Origin of the sequence: Pseudoteredinibacter isoporae (genome assembly GCF_040372805.1) — a bacterium.
Classification (GTDB): Bacteria; Pseudomonadota; Gammaproteobacteria; order Pseudomonadales; family Cellvibrionaceae; genus Pseudoteredinibacter; species Pseudoteredinibacter isoporae_A.
Genome location: NZ_BAABWJ010000002.1, coordinates 144,039 through 160,347, shown reverse-complemented (window position 1 = coordinate 160,347; position 16,309 = coordinate 144,039). Strand labels below are relative to the sequence as shown.

The 16,309-nt window shown below is 51.1% G+C and carries 16 protein-coding genes; 10 read left to right on the top strand and 6 right to left on the bottom strand.

What is annotated here, in order from left to right:
- Positions 1 to 52: 52 nt before the first annotated feature.
- Both ABWW03_RS07075 and ABWW03_RS07070 read right to left on the bottom strand, forming a co-directional pair.
- Positions 53 to 250 (bottom strand): hypothetical protein, encoded by a 198-nt coding sequence (locus ABWW03_RS07075; protein ID WP_353407309.1) that lies wholly within the window; start codon positions 248 to 250, stop codon positions 53 to 55.
- A 601-nt stretch (positions 251 to 851) separates the two neighbouring features.
- Positions 852 to 1,814, bottom strand: coding sequence for an MBL fold metallo-hydrolase (locus ABWW03_RS07070; protein ID WP_353407308.1), 963 nt, complete (start codon positions 1,812 to 1,814; stop codon positions 852 to 854).
- Between the two features lie 344 nt (positions 1,815 to 2,158).
- Between ABWW03_RS07070 and ABWW03_RS07065 the strand changes: the two genes are divergently transcribed.
- From ABWW03_RS07065 to ABWW03_RS07035, 7 genes are all read left to right on the top strand, one after another.
- Positions 2,159 to 3,790 (top strand): FAD-dependent oxidoreductase, encoded by a 1,632-nt coding sequence (locus ABWW03_RS07065; RefSeq protein ID WP_353407307.1) that lies wholly within the window; start codon positions 2,159 to 2,161, stop codon positions 3,788 to 3,790.
- Positions 3,787 to 3,984: a DUF2783 domain-containing protein gene (locus ABWW03_RS07060; protein ID WP_353407306.1), complete on the top strand. Its 198-nt coding sequence runs from the start codon at positions 3,787 to 3,789 to the stop codon at positions 3,982 to 3,984. Before ABWW03_RS07065 ends, ABWW03_RS07060 begins: the two co-directional genes overlap by 4 nt.
- 22 nt (positions 3,985 to 4,006) lie before the next feature.
- Positions 4,007 to 5,335, top strand: coding sequence for a homogentisate 1,2-dioxygenase (gene hmgA, locus ABWW03_RS07055; RefSeq protein WP_353407305.1), 1,329 nt, complete (start codon positions 4,007 to 4,009; stop codon positions 5,333 to 5,335).
- 110 nt (positions 5,336 to 5,445) lie between these two features.
- Positions 5,446 to 6,762, top strand: coding sequence for a fumarylacetoacetase (gene fahA / locus ABWW03_RS07050; protein WP_353407304.1), 1,317 nt, complete (start codon positions 5,446 to 5,448; stop codon positions 6,760 to 6,762).
- 139 nt (positions 6,763 to 6,901) lie between these two features.
- Positions 6,902 to 7,537, top strand: coding sequence for a maleylacetoacetate isomerase (maiA, locus tag ABWW03_RS07045; RefSeq protein WP_353407303.1), 636 nt, complete (start codon positions 6,902 to 6,904; stop codon positions 7,535 to 7,537).
- Positions 7,538 to 7,582: 45 nt separating this feature from the next.
- Complete coding sequence (locus ABWW03_RS07040) at positions 7,583 to 8,536, top strand: polysaccharide deacetylase family protein (RefSeq protein WP_353407302.1); 954 nt, start codon at positions 7,583 to 7,585, stop codon at positions 8,534 to 8,536.
- A 146-nt stretch (positions 8,537 to 8,682) separates the two neighbouring features.
- A complete protein-coding gene (locus ABWW03_RS07035) occupies positions 8,683 to 10,518 on the top strand; it encodes a carboxylesterase/lipase family protein (protein ID WP_353407301.1) in 1,836 nt (611 codons plus the stop codon).
- A gap of 30 nt (positions 10,519 to 10,548) precedes the next feature.
- Here ABWW03_RS07035 and ABWW03_RS07030 read toward each other — a convergent pair whose 3' ends face one another.
- The 3 genes from ABWW03_RS07030 to cueR form a co-directional block, all read right to left on the bottom strand.
- Positions 10,549 to 11,577 (bottom strand): 2-dehydropantoate 2-reductase, encoded by a 1,029-nt coding sequence (locus ABWW03_RS07030; RefSeq protein ID WP_353407300.1) that lies wholly within the window; start codon positions 11,575 to 11,577, stop codon positions 10,549 to 10,551.
- 193 nt (positions 11,578 to 11,770) lie between these two features.
- Entirely contained in the window at positions 11,771 to 12,964 is a 1,194-nt protein-coding gene (locus ABWW03_RS07025) for a permease (protein WP_353407299.1), read from the bottom strand.
- Positions 12,961 to 13,392, bottom strand: coding sequence for a Cu(I)-responsive transcriptional regulator (cueR, locus tag ABWW03_RS07020; protein WP_353407297.1), 432 nt, complete (start codon positions 13,390 to 13,392; stop codon positions 12,961 to 12,963). The genes ABWW03_RS07025 and cueR overlap by 4 nt, the downstream gene beginning before the upstream one ends.
- A 312-nt stretch (positions 13,393 to 13,704) precedes the next feature.
- Here cueR and ABWW03_RS07015 point away from each other — a divergent pair, with 312 nt between their 5' ends.
- From ABWW03_RS07015 to ABWW03_RS07005, 3 genes are read left to right on the top strand one after another with little or no spacing between them, the layout of a single operon-like run.
- Positions 13,705 to 14,766: an NAD(P)H-dependent flavin oxidoreductase gene (locus ABWW03_RS07015; protein ID WP_353407296.1), complete on the top strand. Its 1,062-nt coding sequence runs from the start codon at positions 13,705 to 13,707 to the stop codon at positions 14,764 to 14,766.
- Between the two features lie 9 nt (positions 14,767 to 14,775).
- Entirely contained in the window at positions 14,776 to 15,060 is a 285-nt protein-coding gene (locus ABWW03_RS07010) for a hypothetical protein (RefSeq protein WP_353407295.1), read from the top strand.
- A gap of 36 nt (positions 15,061 to 15,096) precedes the next feature.
- Entirely contained in the window at positions 15,097 to 15,708 is a 612-nt protein-coding gene (locus tag ABWW03_RS07005) for a hypothetical protein (RefSeq protein ID WP_353407294.1), read from the top strand.
- A 41-nt stretch (positions 15,709 to 15,749) separates the two neighbouring features.
- Here ABWW03_RS07005 and ABWW03_RS07000 read toward each other — a convergent pair whose 3' ends face one another.
- The gene (locus ABWW03_RS07000; RefSeq protein ID WP_353407293.1) at positions 15,750 to 16,262 is read right to left on the bottom strand and encodes a DUF4269 domain-containing protein; all 513 of its coding nucleotides are present in this window, start codon (positions 16,260 to 16,262) and stop codon (positions 15,750 to 15,752) included.
- Between the last annotated feature and the right edge of the window lie 47 nt (positions 16,263 to 16,309).

Genomic DNA, 16,309 nt, shown 5'->3' with positions numbered 1-16,309 from the left:
TGGCCATAAAAGACCAGGGCAATGGTTCCAACACTCAGAACCCACTGGGAGCTTACTTGGCAGACACACCCAATGCAGGCAACACTTTTATACGTTCAAGCGACAGACAAGCCACGGTTTTATTCATGGCGCCGCCGAGGTTTTCTGGCGCCTGAATAGGCCCACTCAAAACCAAAATAATTTTTTGACAGAAATACAGCGACAACGAAAATATTGATTTAAATAACTTCTGATGTGAAACGATTTCCATACAGAGTCGTATGGACTGACAGATCAATAGACGTTTGACGATATTGAAAATTCCCTGCGCAACCCAACATTATTTGCTGGCCAGCACGAGCCGTTTTGCTGAAGGACTTGCAGAAACTTTATACCAAACATAGAACCCCTCCCTGGTGAGCACGCGATCTTCAGACGTTGTAAAACCGGTTCGCTCAACTTAAATTCTTCCAATATCTCACTGAGCAACAATCACCTTGTTTCATGTCGTCACCCCAGCGCAATGTAATGTTTATGGTAGCAGTTATTCGCCGGAGCATTGTCTAAATCGATGCCACCGCGACGAGCGGCGACGAAAACGATAGTCACCGCTAAAAGAAACCATCCAAACAGAATGAAAACACACTGCACGCCCCCAGTGATTTCAATGGATAAACATTCAGATTGAAAAATAAATACCCCACTAAAAACAAACCACTAAAAATAAACCCGATAAAAATAATTGAGTCGGACAACAGTTATTTTTTAAATTTACCTAGAAAAATCAGATAACCGGGACTGGTCACATACTTCAGATACAAAAAAGCCCGGCTCAATGCGCCGGGCTTTTAAGATGCGGATTCTGTACTGGATCAGTCTTGCAGCTGATCCCATACTTCCTGATCGCGCTCATCTGTCCAGATACGAGGCCAGTCAATACCGTCAAACTCGTCCCACAGGCGCTGCACGTCAAACGGCAGACAGTGTTCAAAGATGGGCCACATACCAAACTTAGGCCCAAGATGTTCGTGGGTCGCCAGGAAAGCTTCTTTCAACGTGCCGCCACGCTTGTGAACTTCACCAACCTTTTCAATCATACCGTTGAGAAAACCACGGGTTTGCTCAATCGCCGCATCAACCGCTTCACGGCCATGAGCCACCGCACCGCGACCGCCAATCAGCACTTCGGCTTCATAGGACTTTACTTTGTCCAGCGTTTCATTGGCCCAATCGAAGTGGAAGGCATCGCCGGTGTACAGCGCCGCAGCGGCTTCAACCAGATCACCCGCAAACAGAACCTTTTGTTTTGGCAACCAAGCCACAATATCACCCGCCGTATGGCCGCGACCACAATATTCCAGGACCAGATCACCTCGATCGCCACCCAGTGGAATCACCATGCGGTCATTAAACACCAGATCCGGGTGAGTTAAGCCTGGAATACCATCGGGCTCACGGAACAAACGAGGCATGCGGCCAAACTCGCTCGCCCAGTCCTGCATGCCACGCTCTTCGATCAAAAACTTGGTTTTCTCATGGGCAATCACTGACTCTGCACCGTAGGCACTGGCACCTAAGACTCGCACCGCATGGTAGTGAGACAACACCAGATATTTCACGGGCTTATTGGTGTGCTCTCGCAACTGCTCCAGCCAATCATTTGCCGCTTTTGGCGTGGCGCGTGCTTCAAATGCAATCAGGAAGTCTTCTGCTTCAATGGCACCCACGTTGGGATCACCTTCGGCAGTTAAGGCAAATACGCCATCGGCCAGTACTTCGAGGGTTTCGGTTTTCTCGCCGAGGTCGGCGGATGAGGCAAAGGGTTTTTTAGCCATGGCTGCACCTTATCGATTGTCGTTGTCGCTGTTATCACTGGTTAAGCGAGCTTGGCGGGCTGAAGCCAAGTGCGCGAGATCGGGCAAAGCACGCCGCCGAAGGCAGCAAAAACCTTGCTCAGGATTCGAAAGATAACACAAATAGTTTCAATAGCAACCAATAAATTGAATATAAGCTATTTTTTAACCACAAAAACCTTGATAAAGTCCCCCTTCAAAGATATATTCTTCTCAACTGAGACTATTGACCGAAATCAAGTTGGCGTCAGACTACCTCACTGAATTCGAGCCGATGGCCTCATACGCATAATAAGGGCGCGCGCCCAACGACAGTGGCCGAGACAATGCAAAAAACCTATAGCAATCCTATTTACCCTTACCGAAAAAGCCCTGACCAGGATGCCGCCAGTGCGGTGCATCACCCGGTCATCATTATTGGCGCTGGCCCTTGCGGCCTGGCTGCGGCCTTGGATCTCGCCAAACAGGGGCAGGCCTCTGTCGTCCTGGACGACAACAACACCGTCAGCGTGGGCTCACGAGCCATCTGCTTCTCCAAGCGCACGCTGGAAATTATGGATCGCTACGGCTGCGCCACCCCCATGGTCGACAAAGGTGTGACGTGGCAAAAAGGCAAGGTCTTTTTTAAAGAAGAGCAGGTTTACGAGTTTGATCTGCTGCCTGAAAGCGGTCATAAACTGCCCGCTTTTATTAATCTGCAGCAGTACTATTTTGAAGAATACATGGTGAATTTGGCTGACCAGGAACCCTTGATCGATCTCCGCTGGAAGAACAAACTGCTTGAACTTGACAGCCAAGGCGATGGCAACCAGCTACAGGTCGAAACCGAAGACGGCGTCTACTCCCTGAGTTGTGACTACCTGCTGGTCGCCGACGGTGCCAACTCAAAAATTCGCAGCAGTCTGGGGCTGGAAAGCAAAGGCCAGGTTTTTCAGGACCGTTTCCTGATCGCCGACGTGGTGATGAAAGCCGACTTTCCCACTGAGCGCTGGTTTTGGTTTGACCCTGAATTCCACCGCAATCAGTCTGTGTTGCTTCACAAACAGGCCGACAACGTCTGGCGCATCGATTTCCAGCTTGGCTGGGACGCCGACCCCGAAGAAGAAAAGAAAGAAGAGAACATTCGCCCGCGCATTGAAGCTATGCTCGGCAAAGACGTGGAATTTGAATTGGAATGGGCCAGTGTCTACACCTTCCAATGTCGTAAGATGGATGATTACATTCACAACCGGGTCGTTTTCATGGGCGATGCCGCCCATCAGGTTTCACCGTTTGGGGCACGTGGCGCAAACGGTGGGGTGCAGAGTGTTGAAAACCTGGCTTGGAAACTCGCCCGCGTTCTCAAAGGGGAAGCCTCGCCTCGCCTGATAGAAAGTTACAATACCGAGCGCCAACACGGTGCCGCCGAAAACATTCTCAACTCCACGCGGGCCACTGATTTTATTACGCCTAAAAACGATATCTCTCGGGTTTTCCGGGATGAAACTCTGCGCTTGGCCAAACACTATCCCTTCGCCCGCAGTTTGGTAAACAGTGGCCGCCTGTCGATGCCTTGCGATTATCGCGATTCCGAACTCAACACTACTGATAAAGGCTTCGAAGGAGGTCTTCATGTTGGCTTCGTCTGTCAGGATGCCCCTATCAGCGTTGCAGGTCAGGGCAGCTGGTTACTGGAGCAGCTTGGCAACCGTTTTGTTTTGCTGGTCAACGGCGATACATTGGACGAGAAAGAATTGACCGAACTCCAGGCCATCAGCGATGATCTGGAAGTGATCGACTCTCGCAATCTGGAGGACCCGGAAGGCTTATTTGCCCAGCGCTATGCCCTGCTTGGCGGACATGCCTATTTAATTCGTCCAGATCAATATATCGCCGCCAAATTTAAACAGGCCAATGTGAACGATGTCAGCGCCGCCTTGAAACGCGCGCTCGGATTCAATTTGGAGAAAACCCCATGAGCAAGCTAATTACCGACAACCACTTTAGCGATGCCGATGCATTTTATGCAGCCTTGACCGATGCCCATCGGGAACTGGCCCCCGAAGACAGCGAGCGCCTGAACGCCCGCCTGATTCTACTGCTTGCCAATCATATTGGTGATAAGCAAGTCCTACTTGAAGCCCTGGATATTGCCGCACAACTTGAGCAGTAAAGAGAGAAAGGAAAACCTAACAATGAGCCAACCACAAGATTTAGATTATTTGCACGGCTTCGGGAACGAACACGAAACCGAAGCTCTGGCCGGCGCCCTGCCCCAAGGCCGCTTCAGCCCACAAAAGGTTGCCTATGGCCTGTATGCCGAGCAGTTCAGCAGCACGGCTTTTACCGCGCCGCGAGCGCACAATCGTCGCACCTGGATGTACCGCATTCGTCCATCGGTGGCCCAGGGTGAATACCAGGCCCTGGATGGCAAAGCCCAACAATGGGTCCGCACCGCACCAATCGACGAGGTGGTGACACCACCGAGCATGATGCGCTGGGATGCCGCTCCCATGCCCGCTGAGCCCACCGACTTTATTGACAGCTGGATCACCATGGCCGCCAATGGCAGCGCCGCTGGCCAAACCGGTGTTGGCGTTCATACCTTCTGCGCCAACCAGGATATGGATAAACGCTATTTCTGTAACGCCGACGGTGAATTGCTGATCGTGCCCCAACAAGGCTCCCTGCTGCTGTTCACTGAATGCGGAAAGCTCCACGTACCCAGCGGTTACATCGCTGTGATTCCCCGTGGTATGAAGTTCAAAGTCGAACTCCCCGATGGTCCGGTGCGCGGTTACCTGTGTGAAAATTATGGTGCCTTGCTCGAGCTACCCGAGCGTGGCCCTGTCGGTGCAAACGGTTACGCCAACGACCGTGACTTCCAATACCCTACCGCCGCCTTTGAAGATATCGACGGAGAGTTTGAGCTGATCACCAAATACGCCGGCCATTACTACCGCTGCGATATTGATCATTCACCGCTGGACGTGGTTGCCTGGGTGGGCACCACCGCGCCCTACCGTTATGAACTGGCGCGCTTTAATGCGATGAACACCGTCAGTTTTGATCATCCCGACCCATCCATCTTTACGGTACTGACCTCGCCATCCGGTGCTCCGGGTGTTGCCAATCTGGACTTTGTGATTTTCCCACCCCGCTGGATGGTTGCCGAAGACACCTTCCGCCCACCGTGGTATCACCGCAATGTCATGAGCGAATTTATGGGCCTTATCGAAGGTGTTTACGACGCCAAAGAAGATGGCTTTGTACCGGGAGGCTGCAGCTTGCACAACAGCATGTCCCCCCATGGCCCGGAAGCGGCTGTGTTTGAGAAAGCCAGCACTGCTGAGCTTGAACCCGTTCGCTACCAGGACACCATGGCTTTCATGTTTGAATCACGCTATGCCTTTAATGTGTCCCGCTTTGCTCTTGAAGGCCCACTGCGCCAACACAATTATCCCGACTGTTGGAAGGGCCTGAAAAAGTTTTACAATGGCGACATTGATGCTGGCATTGAGTAAGCCAGCAACGCCTATCACCTGAACATTCACGCCTGAGCCCAATAGGCTCGGGCGGAAAACAAACACTCTGGCCAATGATATATCGGCCTCACACATCGGATTACAATGCTATGTCGAAGCTCAACGAAACCCACGATCCCAGTTTAAGCAGCTGGGTCAGCAGCGCCAATAATGGACAAAGTGATTTTCCCATTCAAAACCTGCCCTTCGCCAGTTTTCGCCGTCGCGGCAGCGATGAGCCCTTTCGCGGTGGCGTTGCCATTGGTGACCAGATTCTGGATCTGAAAGCCGCTGCCGACAGCGGTGTTTTTTCCAGCCAGGCCCAGGCCGAACTGGAAGTCGCAGCCAAGGAAAAATTGAACGATTTTATGGCTATGGGCAAAGCCTCCTGGAGCCGTCTGCGCGCCGCGTTATCATCTGCACTGCGTTCGGGCTCAGCTATGGAAGCGACCTTGAAAAACTGCTTGGTGGCCCAGGCCGATGCGGAATATGGCATGCCTTGTGTGGTGGGTGACTACACCGACTTCTACGCGTCTATTCATCACGCAACCAACATCGGCGCCCTGTTCCGTCCGGACAATCCACTGCTGCCGAACTACAAGTGGATTCCTATCGGCTATCACGGCCGCTCTTCATCCATCGACGTGTCAGGCCAAACGTTCCCGCGCCCGGTCGGTCAAACCAAAGCACCGGACGCCGCTGAACCAAGCGTAGGCCCCTGTAAGCGTATGGATTTCGAATTGGAAATGGGCATCTTCATTGGCAGCGGGAATGCGCTGGGCGAGGCGATCTCCATCGACAATGCAGAAGATCATATTTTCGGTATGTGCCTGTTTAATGATTGGTCTGCGCGCGATATTCAAGCTTGGGAATATCAACCTCTGGGGCCATTCCTGGCGAAAAACTTCGCCTCGACCATTTCCCCATGGATTGTGACAACCGAAGCACTGGCCCCCTATCGTGCAAGTTACAGCCACCCGGCGGATGACCCACAACCGTTGCCGTATCTGGAAAGTGCGGAAAACACCGCGGCTGGCGGTGTTGATGTGGAGCTGGACGTATTGATTCAAACCGAGAAAATGCGTGCTGCGGGTGAAGACGCCGTAAGCCTGGCAACTTCCAACTTTAAGTACAGCTATTGGACCATGGCACAAATGGTGGCACACCACACCGTGAACGGCTGTAATATGCAGGCCGGTGACTTGCTGGGCACCGGAACCCTGTCCGGACCAAGCGCTGACGAAGCATGCGCCATGATTGAACTGACAACTGCGGGTAAAAACCCAGTGACGTTGCCCAACGGCGAGCAACGTGCGTTTTTGGAAGACGGTGACTGCATCGTGATTCGCGGTTACTGTCAACGCGATGGCCAAGCGCGTATCGGTTTCGGTGAAGCGGCTGGCACCATCTTGCCAGCTAACGTTTAAACCGCAACACTGCGTACACATAAAGTGGCCGGGCCTTTGGCCTGGCCACGTTATGAATTACACTCTTTCCCCACCGGCATAAACGATTCCGCAACAACAATTGTTTACTGCACAAACCAACATTACGCCTGGATCTCCTATGGAACTGTTCAGCTACTTTCGCTCCTCTGCCGCTTACCGTCTGCGAATTGCCTTTAACTTAAAAGGAATTGCGCACGACATTCGTCCTGTTAATTTATTAAAGGCCGAACACAAGTCTGAAGAATACCTGGCCATGAACCCTCAGGGTTTAGTGCCCGCGTTGAAAATTGACGATGGCCGGGTACTGACGCAATCGACCGCCATTTTGGAATACATTGAAGCAACTCAAGCCGGTCAGGCCTTGTTGCCCAGCGATGAATTCGAGGCCGCTATTGTGCGCAGCTGGGTCAACCAAATTGCCTGCGACATTCATCCCGTGAATAATTTGCGCATCCTGAAATATTTAAGCGGCGAACTGGGTGTTGACGATGATGCTAAAAACAGCTGGTACAAACACTGGATCGACGTTGGCTTTCGTGCGCTGGAAGAACAACTTGGTGACGGCCCGTTCTGTTATGGTGAACAAGTGACCCTGGCCGATGTGTATCTCGTGCCCCAGGTTTATAACGCCAAACGCTTCCAAGTCGACATGAGCCAGTTCCCTAAAATTTCAGCGATTGTAGATCACTGCAACCGTTTGGACGCCTTTGTTCAGGCCATGCCTGAACATCAGCCGGACGCCCCTCAGAGCTAAAGCAAACTCTGATTTAAGCAGGCAACCATGGCCGGGAGTCAATACATGCACATCAAAGCCTCTGCAATTCTGGGGTTCTTCAGTTTCATCTGTGCCTGCTTATTGTCCCCTTTGGGGATGACGAAGTCCCTGGCCATTACTCTGGACGATTCCCCCAGAACCGCGACGGGTTATCTCGATGGCCCAAGCCGGGCCAAACAATTGCTGAACGAAATCGAGCGACACAATATTCCTCAAATAGCTTTCTTTTCCGTCGGCAAAAAAGTTCGTGACGAGGGAAAAGAAAGGCTCATTCGTTACGCTAATGCCGGGCACATTATTGCCCATCACTCAAACACACATCTGGACTTCAACAAACATTCTTTGTCAGATTACATCGCTGATTTCGAACAGGCCGAAACCCAACTGCGCACTCTGCCTAACTACAAACCCTGGTTTCGCTTTCCCTATTTACGCGAGGGTAACACTCAGGAAAAACGCGATGGCATGCGTGCCTATCTGCAGAGAAAAGGGTATCGCAACGCCTACATAACCTTAAATAATTACGATTGGTATCTGGAAAGTTTGTTTCAGACTGCAGTGGCCAAGCAACAAACAATCAATTTTGATGCGCTACAAAAACTGTACGTTGAATTGATCATCGAGGGCATTGAATACTACGACCAAATGGCCATAGAGGTTTTGGGTCGATCGCCTCATCATGTGCTTTTGTTGCACGAAATGGATATTACCGCCATGTACCTTGGCGATCTGGTTGACGCCCTCAGAGAAAAAGGCTGGCGCACACTGCCCGTTGAACAGGCATTCAAAGACGAAATCGCCAAATACCGAACAGAAAAAATATTCAAATTTAATCCAGGTCGAATTGCTGAAATCGCCTATGACCAAGGAAAACGAAAAGGGCTGTGGCATCATAGTTTAGATGAAGCTTATATTAAGCACCGCTTTGACACAGAAGTTCTGGGTCATGACAAACAAAAAACAGGCAAAACTGAATAACAACGCCAGATTCATCACTTCTTTCGCAAAAGCGTCATCGCAACGGTCTTGGCACTTTTCTCCCCTCCGGCACTTCTGATAGGCTAGCCACTGACCTCAGCGCGCACGCTGCTTCAAGCCCCTATCTATTCGCCATAATAATGACAATGAATAATCGCCACTCAACACTTCTACGCCGCCATCGACCAACGCTACGGAAAACTCTGAAAATCATTCCCATGGCATTGGCCAGTCTGGTCCTGTTTGCTTGCTCTGACAGTCAGCCCAAGCTGGCAAACTTAGATCCTCTAACAATCAATACTGGCGACATTATCGGGCAGGAAAACGCGCTAGGCGGTCGACAATGGCGCGGCATTCCCTACGCCCAGGCACCCCTTGGGGATTTACGGTGGCGCGCCCCTCTGCCCGCCAAACCTTGGGATAAAGCACGTCTAACCCAGACTCACGCGTCGCCCTGTGCTCAAATGTCAGGGGGCACTGGCGACACCGTGCCCTCCGTGAACGGTATCGCGGGCAGCGAAGATTGTCTGTATTTGAACGTCTATGCTCCTGCAAAAAGCGATCAGAGCGACCCCCTCGCGGTGATGGTTTGGGTGCACGGTGGCAGCAACACCCACGGTTCAGCCAATATTTATGACGGTTCCCGCCTCGCGGTTGAGCACAACGTCGTGGTAGTAACCATTAACTATCGACTTGGCCCCTTCGGTTGGTTGCGCCACCCGGCGCTGGCCAGCGACGATGATGCCGTCAACAACAGCGGTAACTTCGGTACGCTCGACATTATCCAAAGCCTGAAATGGGTACAGAGTAACATCGACCGTTTCGGTGGTGATCCTGAACGCGTGACCTTATTTGGCGAATCGGCGGGTGGATTCAACACCTTGAGTTTAATGCTCTCTCCCATGGCTCAGGGATTGTTTCATCGTGCCATCGTACAAAGCGGCGGCCTATGGTTCGATGACGTTCGCACCGCCACTGCCTATCCTGAGGACGGAGGCGACCCACACAGTGCTTTGGAGATGGAGCGACAGTTGCGCAATGAAGAAGGATGGAGCTTAAGCCCTAAAGCCACTCGCAGCTTGATCAGCCAGCAAAGTTTGAAAGACCGCGCTGATTTTTTACGCAAAGCCAGCGTCGCTGACATTTTCACGGCATACCAATATCTGGGTGAAGACAAACCCGATATGCCCCGAGTGTTTCAGGATGGCGTAGTGATCAGTGCGGGTGATCCGATTAAGCGGCTCAAAAATCAGAGCGAGCATTACAATGTGCCGCTTATCATTGGCAGCAACCGCGACGAAATTAAACTGTATTATTATCAAGACCCCAAATACGTGGATCTGTACTTTGATCGCTACGCAATAATCAAAAATAAAAACTACTACGATGCTCGCGCCCAGTATCATTCCGAGCGCTGGAAATATCAGGGCGTTGATCGCATTGCCAATGCCCTGAGCCAAGCCAAGGGCGCCGCTGTCTGGGCCTATCGTTTTGATTGGGATGAACAAGCTCGTCCGCTGGGTATGAAGCTTGATCAGCTACTGGGTGCTTCACATGGAATGGAGATTCCCTTCGTCTTTGGCTTTACCGACAGTGGCGGCTTATTTGATCCGATGATCAACCGCGAAAACACACCGGGACGAGAATCATTATCCCAACGCATGCGCAGTCTTTGGACACGTTTTGCGAAAAGCGGTGATCCGAACAGCGGGCAAACTCATGCCTGGTTTTCCTATGAGAGTCCGAATGCCGCTCAGTTTGCGATTTTCGACACAAGCCCACTGGAGCACAGCCTGAGCATTGTTGACCCAAGCACTTTCCATCAACGTATTATCGAGGACAACCGCCTCGCTAATGTTCAGGAAAAATGTGAGGTCTGGGCATCGCTGATTCGTAAAGCACCAAAGTTATGGCCAGTAGAAAACTATTCCGAAAGTAAGCAGCTGGATTGCAGCGCCTTTCCCTACGAGAGCTTCCAATAGCACGTAGAAAAAAGCCAGAAGCTCATGGCGCTAAGCGTTACGAATCGACTCAACACTCAAGCCGGGGGAGCCTTCCCCAGCTTGCTCAGCGTCTTTAATCAGCTGATATATCCGTCGATTGAGATCGGCAGAACAATGATGAGCTTCGGCCAATTCCATAATCAAGCCCTGAAACTCATCAATTTCCGTTAAACGTTTCTGTTGCAGATCCTCCCACATTGAGGCTCGCGCTTCAGGGTCTACCTTCAACATGGAATTGGCAATGCGCTGAAACAGCCAAGTCGGCAGGCGTAAAATCCAGCAGAACACTTTCATACTGACAGGCGCAACAGATTGATGCTGGATACCAGCCGCCGACATAACCTGCATGCTTTCTTCCACAACATGGGCCATCAAACGACGCCACTTCGGGTCCATCAACTGTTGCTTGACCGGCAGGCCGCCGAGCGCATTAATGGCATTGTTGATGTTCAACAACAGCTTGCCCCAAGCGATTTCATTGAATTCTTTTTGTGGTGTAAAGGTAATCAGCTCACTGCTCAAAAAGCTCGCCAGTTCAGGCTGCCATTCCATCACAATTTCGGCCGTAAACGTGGTGCGCTGAAAACGATTGCCCTCACTGAGTACGACATTAAATGGGATCATCGTCGCAACAACAGTTTGCTGCAGTTTTTCGCGAAGAATGCGCGGGTTACGCACGCCATTTTGCAAACTCATCACAATGGCGTGAGGGGGGGCAAATCGAGCTATGTCTTCCGCAATTGCTTCTGTCACCAGGCTTTTGGCCGCCAGAATAATAATATCCGCGTCGGCCAAACATTCCGGTGTGGTACTTAAGGCGAGCTGTTCAGGGTCGAGCGCGATATCCAGGTCTTCACCATCGGCAAGCCTCAAACCACCCTCGCGTATAGCATCAATAATACGAGGCCTTCCAAGCAAACACACTCGCTGCCCCCGAGCGGCCAGCAAACCGCCCACAAAACAACCAATACTGCCCGCACCGGCAATGACGATATTGGCGTGTTCGGGAATGTGTAGGGAATTCGGGCGTTCAGTCATGATCATTCGGCCTGTCTATTATTGTATGAATAAGTCACTTTCGTCGCATGGCACCAGACCAATACGGCAGTGAGACAGGCCCATTGTACCGAAGCAAAAACCACATGAATGTCGCCCACAAGACTATCAGGCCCTTTATTTACCATCTATTCACCATCGCTTTTGCATCGGCACTCTCTTCTTGGCCAGCAAACTACGCCATTTGATTCAAAATCACAGCAACCGCAACAACTTGAGGTACGCCCAACAGCGGGAGAAACAACGCGGTTTTCCAACTCTTCATGGTATCTTTAATCACCATCACCTCAGTGTAATCCGTCGCTACGCCAGTCATCAGGAAAGCAAAACTGTTACCAGGGGCATTAGCTCGAGTCATCAAGTCTGCCGCAATGGGTGTTGAACCCTCAGAACACACTTCGATAATCGTCGCCGCTACCAAAGTTGCCGCCAACCCCAGCAGGCTCGGACCGAAATACTGCTGAAAATCATCCAGGCTCACAAAGCCTCGAATAAGAGCGGCCAGTAACACGCCAAACAGCAACCAACGCACCACCATTTTTGAGCCACTGATGGCTTCATCCCAAACACTTGCCCACCAGGCTTTATCGATTTTCAACTCGCCCCACTGGCGCTTGGCTTCAGGCCAAAAATCAAAACCTTCCTCCAACTCTGCGGCAAACGGGTTTTCTGGAAGATGGCCTTTTCGACTCAATGCATCGAACAGGTATCCGGTGGTAAATGCCAAAATCATGGATAAAACAATAAAGGCCAACGTCCACTGCCAACCGATCAAAGCAATCAGAATCAACGTCAGCGATAAGGAATTCCAAGGACTCGCGACCAGAAACGCCATCACCTGTCCCAGGCTGGCGCCTTTGCGATAAAGCTGCATGGCCACCATCAAAATCCCATGACTGCACAAGTCCATCAACACACCGGCAACCGTGGCACGTCCCAGCCCACCCACACTGCCGCCGCGCCCCAGAATCGACAACACAAAACTTTGGGGAATCTTCGCGAGAAAGCCAACGAAAAGAGCCGCCAACACAACACTGAACCACATAGTATTCACAAGCTCATGCACCGTATGGGCCATCACGTCCATTGCCGGCGACAAACGCCACAGGAAAATATCCGGCAAACCGGCATCTTTCAGCCAGCCATCAAAGCTCAAGCTGTAGAAAAAAAGAACGAGAACAAAACAAATACGTAAAAACCAATCGGGCTTGTCTTTGGCTTGATCACAGCAACTGCTGACGTGAGAATCCTTAACAGACGCGCAACTATCCCCTGCGGTTCCAGGCTTTGCCTCTTTCGTCGCACAGCCATTGCCGGGCGCAGGTGCGTCGGAGCTTGGATTAGGATCTTTAGAACAGCAATCACTCATGATTTGCCCTCCCGAGTCCGGGTGTCACGGGAATCAGGATCAGCCGTCGACAGTTCATCCAAAATGGCACACTGCGGCCCTTCGTTGCCGGCACAGCGACTGGCAAGGCTGTTCAAGGTATCACGCATAGCCTGTAGCTCAGCAATCTGGCTTTCCACCTGCTCAACCTTTTCCAACACCAGAGATTTCACATGGGATGAGTGACGCTGATCATTGTCGTACAAACCCAAAAGCTGTCGACATTCCTCAATTCCAAAGCCAGTTGCGCGGGCACGCTGCAAAAACCGCAGGGCCTCAACATCATGCTCGCTGTAGTCACGATAACCGTTTTCAGAACGCTTGGCGGGCGCCACCAGACCAATACTTTCATAGTATCGAATGGTCTTACTCCCAAGCCCGGAACGCTTGGCCGCTTCACTGATATTCATAAATAGACCTCACTTCAATTATGGAGCAGCAGCATCCGCCGCAACCCCCGACCTCCATGGCAAGGCATACTAAAGGTTCCAGCAACTATAAGGTCAACAGGCGAAAGACACAATGTGGCAAAGTGTCGCCACACACCGGCAGACACTTCGCTAACCCTTTGTTTCGTATGAGTTTCCCGGAGCGGAGTGATCATCACCGATTGAAATACTGAATATAGCTCACGAATCTCCTTTTCAGCGCGCCGTGAACTATCCGAACGTCACTCAAATAGTGATAATGGAAGCAAGCCACAGAAACGCTGGACACACACCATGAGCATTACCGAAACCCTTGGCATCGATATTCCCCTGCTCCAGTCGCCTATGGCGGGCGCGCAGGATTGGCGTTTGGCCGTGGCGGTGGCTAATGCTGGTGGGCTCGGTGCAATTCCCTGCGGGATGTTGAGCCCGGAACAAATCGACGCGCAAATTCAGGCCTTTCGTGAGCATTCGGATGCGAATTACAATTTGAATTTCTTTTGCCACCATATGCCTGACCTTAACGAGCACAGCCTGCACAAGTGGCAAAACCGTCTGGCCAAACATTATCAAGCTCTGGATGTCTCGCCTCCGAAAGAGCTGGGCACTTTGCGGCGCCCATTCGATCAGACAATTGCCGATCGGCTGGCCAGTTATAGTCCACCGGTCATCAGTTTCCATTTTGGTTTACCCAACGACTCACTGATGCAGCAAGTAAAATCCTGGGGAACCATTGTGCTGTCTTCCGCGACGACTCAGGAAGAAGCACGGTATCTCGAAGATCATGGTGCTGATATCATTATTGCTCAAGGTTTAGAAGCGGGCGGACACCGGGGAATGTTTCTCAGCGAAGATTTACAAACGCAAGTTAGCACGCTTGACCTGTTGAAACAGTGCAAAAGCGCCATCAACACGCCCATTGTTGCTGCGGGCGGGATTGCCACTGCGGCCGATATTCAGCAGATGCTGAACCTTGGTGCAGACGCCGTACAATTGGGCACAAATTACTTGCTCTGTGATGAAGCCAGCAGCAGCCAAGTTCATAAAGACGCCATACTGGACAATACACGTGCAACCACATTCACCAATGTATTTTCAGGCCGACCGGCACGCGGAATTTCCAACAAACTGATGGAGGATCTGGGGAATATATGCAGTGATGCTCCTGCATTCCCCTACGCCACACCCGCCGTCGCGCCGCTAAGGGCCAAAGCGGAAGCCAATCATTCTGATGATTACAGCCCATTGTGGTCAGGCAGCAATCGTAAGGGTTGCCGCGCCGTGTCCGCGACCACGCTCAGCCACGAACTCTGGCAAGAAGTTCTTGCCTTACGACTGCACAATAACAAAACCTGAGATTTTTTGATGATCAAACGCTCCTTACTTGTCGCGGCGTTGATGTCCTTATTGGCATTCGCTTCGCTGTCCGCGAATTATTTTTTCCATATTGGTATCTGGGTATATCAAGTGTTTGCCCTACCCGGCAAATGGTTCCTGAGCTTCCTCAGCGAGGAAATTAATTTTTGGCCGAAGTTGGCGCTGTTGATGAGTGGACAGTTTGTTCTGTCGGCCATCGCTGCCTATTTAGCGGCTTATGTACTACGATGGGCGAAACGCTTCAAAAAGCGTCCACATTCTCCTGAACATTAGCCGCCCCCTCAAGGATCGATAACATAGGATGAGATCATGGATACGATGCTATTCCCAATCAAACCGCACCACTTCGCACAACCCGCTTTATGCATTGGAAGAATGCTACTGTTGGGCCTGATATTCACCTCAGCGCTGATGGGTTGCTCTGAGCAACATCCCGATCTCGATAACCCCATGACGTTTCAGCAAGACTCACTCAGCTTTGAGTATCCTGGCAACTGGAAGATTCAGGAAAATCGTAGAGATGAACATGGCTGGCATATCAACTTGGAATCACCAGGAACGGCATTAGTAAGCTTAACGATTTTCGATGCAACCAATACCATCAGCGCGGAGGAATACGCCGAGAGTGTAATGGAGGGACTTCAATCCACCTTCGATGGATTTATTACCGTCGACAAAAAAACCGTGGCCGATAAAGTCACCAAAACCGGAGAAGCCCTCCATATCATCAGCTATTACTATACGATGGATATCGCCACCATCAAGGTGCCCCACATTCAAAGACATCGAAAACTGATGTCCGACAGCCAGTCTCTTTACATGATGACCCAGGTGCCCATTGAGGACAAAGCACTCACCAGTCCAGGCTTCAAGTTAATTATCCGTAGCCTCACCCTGGCAGACAAAGACACAGAAAAATAACATAGAGAGTCACAAGCAAAGAAGTAAAGCCCAATGAGTGCCTATAGGCGAGACAGTAATTCCGTTAGCGCTTCATTGGTTTTGTTCTCCAAAACCAGGATGGCATGATAGGGCTCACCGTCTATTCCCAGCAATTGGCAGATTGCAGCTTCAGGCTTGAAACCCTGGCGACGCAATGCACGAACGTTCCGTGCGAACTTCTCATCACTTAGCATTTTTACGCGACGCATAATCTGAAAGTGCCGGTAAGCGTTCTGTTTGATGACGGGTGTTTCTTCACCGTAGATTTCAAACTGAAAGCCCTGAAAATAAAAGCGACACAAACAATACTCCTGGCACACTTTTAGCTCAAAGTTCTCTAACGCCCCATACAACCCAGCAAGTTCGGTTGCAAAAGAGGATTGATCTGAATAACAACAGACAACATCAATGTCGCTTTTAGGTGAATGAAAACCAAGCAACAAGGTGCTCACAACCTCAGCCCCGTAAGCGCTGAGATCACCCTCAATACCGAGGTTCGCAATAGCGTCATGCACATTCGCTAAATCACTCATAGCAACTTGTCACTTGAATAGATTGGGTCAGAGCCACACTCTGACCT

What these genes read in the sequence shown, in the direction of transcription:
- ABWW03_RS07075 (WP_353407309.1), bottom strand. Translation starts at nt 250, where the DNA reads ATGGAAATCGTTTCACATCAGAAGTTATTTAAATCAATATTTTCGTTG.
- ABWW03_RS07070 (WP_353407308.1), bottom strand. Translation starts at nt 1,814, where the DNA reads ATGGCTAAAAAACCCTTTGCCTCATCCGCCGACCTCGGCGAGAAAACC.
- ABWW03_RS07065 (WP_353407307.1), top strand. Translation starts at nt 2,159, where the DNA reads ATGCAAAAAACCTATAGCAATCCTATTTACCCTTACCGAAAAAGCCCT.
- ABWW03_RS07060 (WP_353407306.1), top strand. Translation starts at nt 3,787, where the DNA reads ATGAGCAAGCTAATTACCGACAACCACTTTAGCGATGCCGATGCATTT.
- hmgA (WP_353407305.1), top strand. Translation starts at nt 4,007, where the DNA reads ATGAGCCAACCACAAGATTTAGATTATTTGCACGGCTTCGGGAACGAA.
- fahA (WP_353407304.1), top strand. Translation starts at nt 5,446, where the DNA reads ATGTCGAAGCTCAACGAAACCCACGATCCCAGTTTAAGCAGCTGGGTC.
- maiA (WP_353407303.1), top strand. Translation starts at nt 6,902, where the DNA reads ATGGAACTGTTCAGCTACTTTCGCTCCTCTGCCGCTTACCGTCTGCGA.
- ABWW03_RS07040 (WP_353407302.1), top strand. Translation starts at nt 7,583, where the DNA reads ATGCACATCAAAGCCTCTGCAATTCTGGGGTTCTTCAGTTTCATCTGT.
- ABWW03_RS07035 (WP_353407301.1), top strand. Translation starts at nt 8,683, where the DNA reads ATGAATAATCGCCACTCAACACTTCTACGCCGCCATCGACCAACGCTA.
- ABWW03_RS07030 (WP_353407300.1), bottom strand. Translation starts at nt 11,577, where the DNA reads ATGACTGAACGCCCGAATTCCCTACACATTCCCGAACACGCCAATATC.
- ABWW03_RS07025 (WP_353407299.1), bottom strand. Translation starts at nt 12,964, where the DNA reads ATGAGTGATTGCTGTTCTAAAGATCCTAATCCAAGCTCCGACGCACCT.
- cueR (WP_353407297.1), bottom strand. Translation starts at nt 13,392, where the DNA reads ATGAATATCAGTGAAGCGGCCAAGCGTTCCGGGCTTGGGAGTAAGACC.
- ABWW03_RS07015 (WP_353407296.1), top strand. Translation starts at nt 13,705, where the DNA reads ATGAGCATTACCGAAACCCTTGGCATCGATATTCCCCTGCTCCAGTCG.
- ABWW03_RS07010 (WP_353407295.1), top strand. Translation starts at nt 14,776, where the DNA reads ATGATCAAACGCTCCTTACTTGTCGCGGCGTTGATGTCCTTATTGGCA.
- ABWW03_RS07005 (WP_353407294.1), top strand. Translation starts at nt 15,097, where the DNA reads ATGGATACGATGCTATTCCCAATCAAACCGCACCACTTCGCACAACCC.
- ABWW03_RS07000 (WP_353407293.1), bottom strand. Translation starts at nt 16,262, where the DNA reads ATGAGTGATTTAGCGAATGTGCATGACGCTATTGCGAACCTCGGTATT.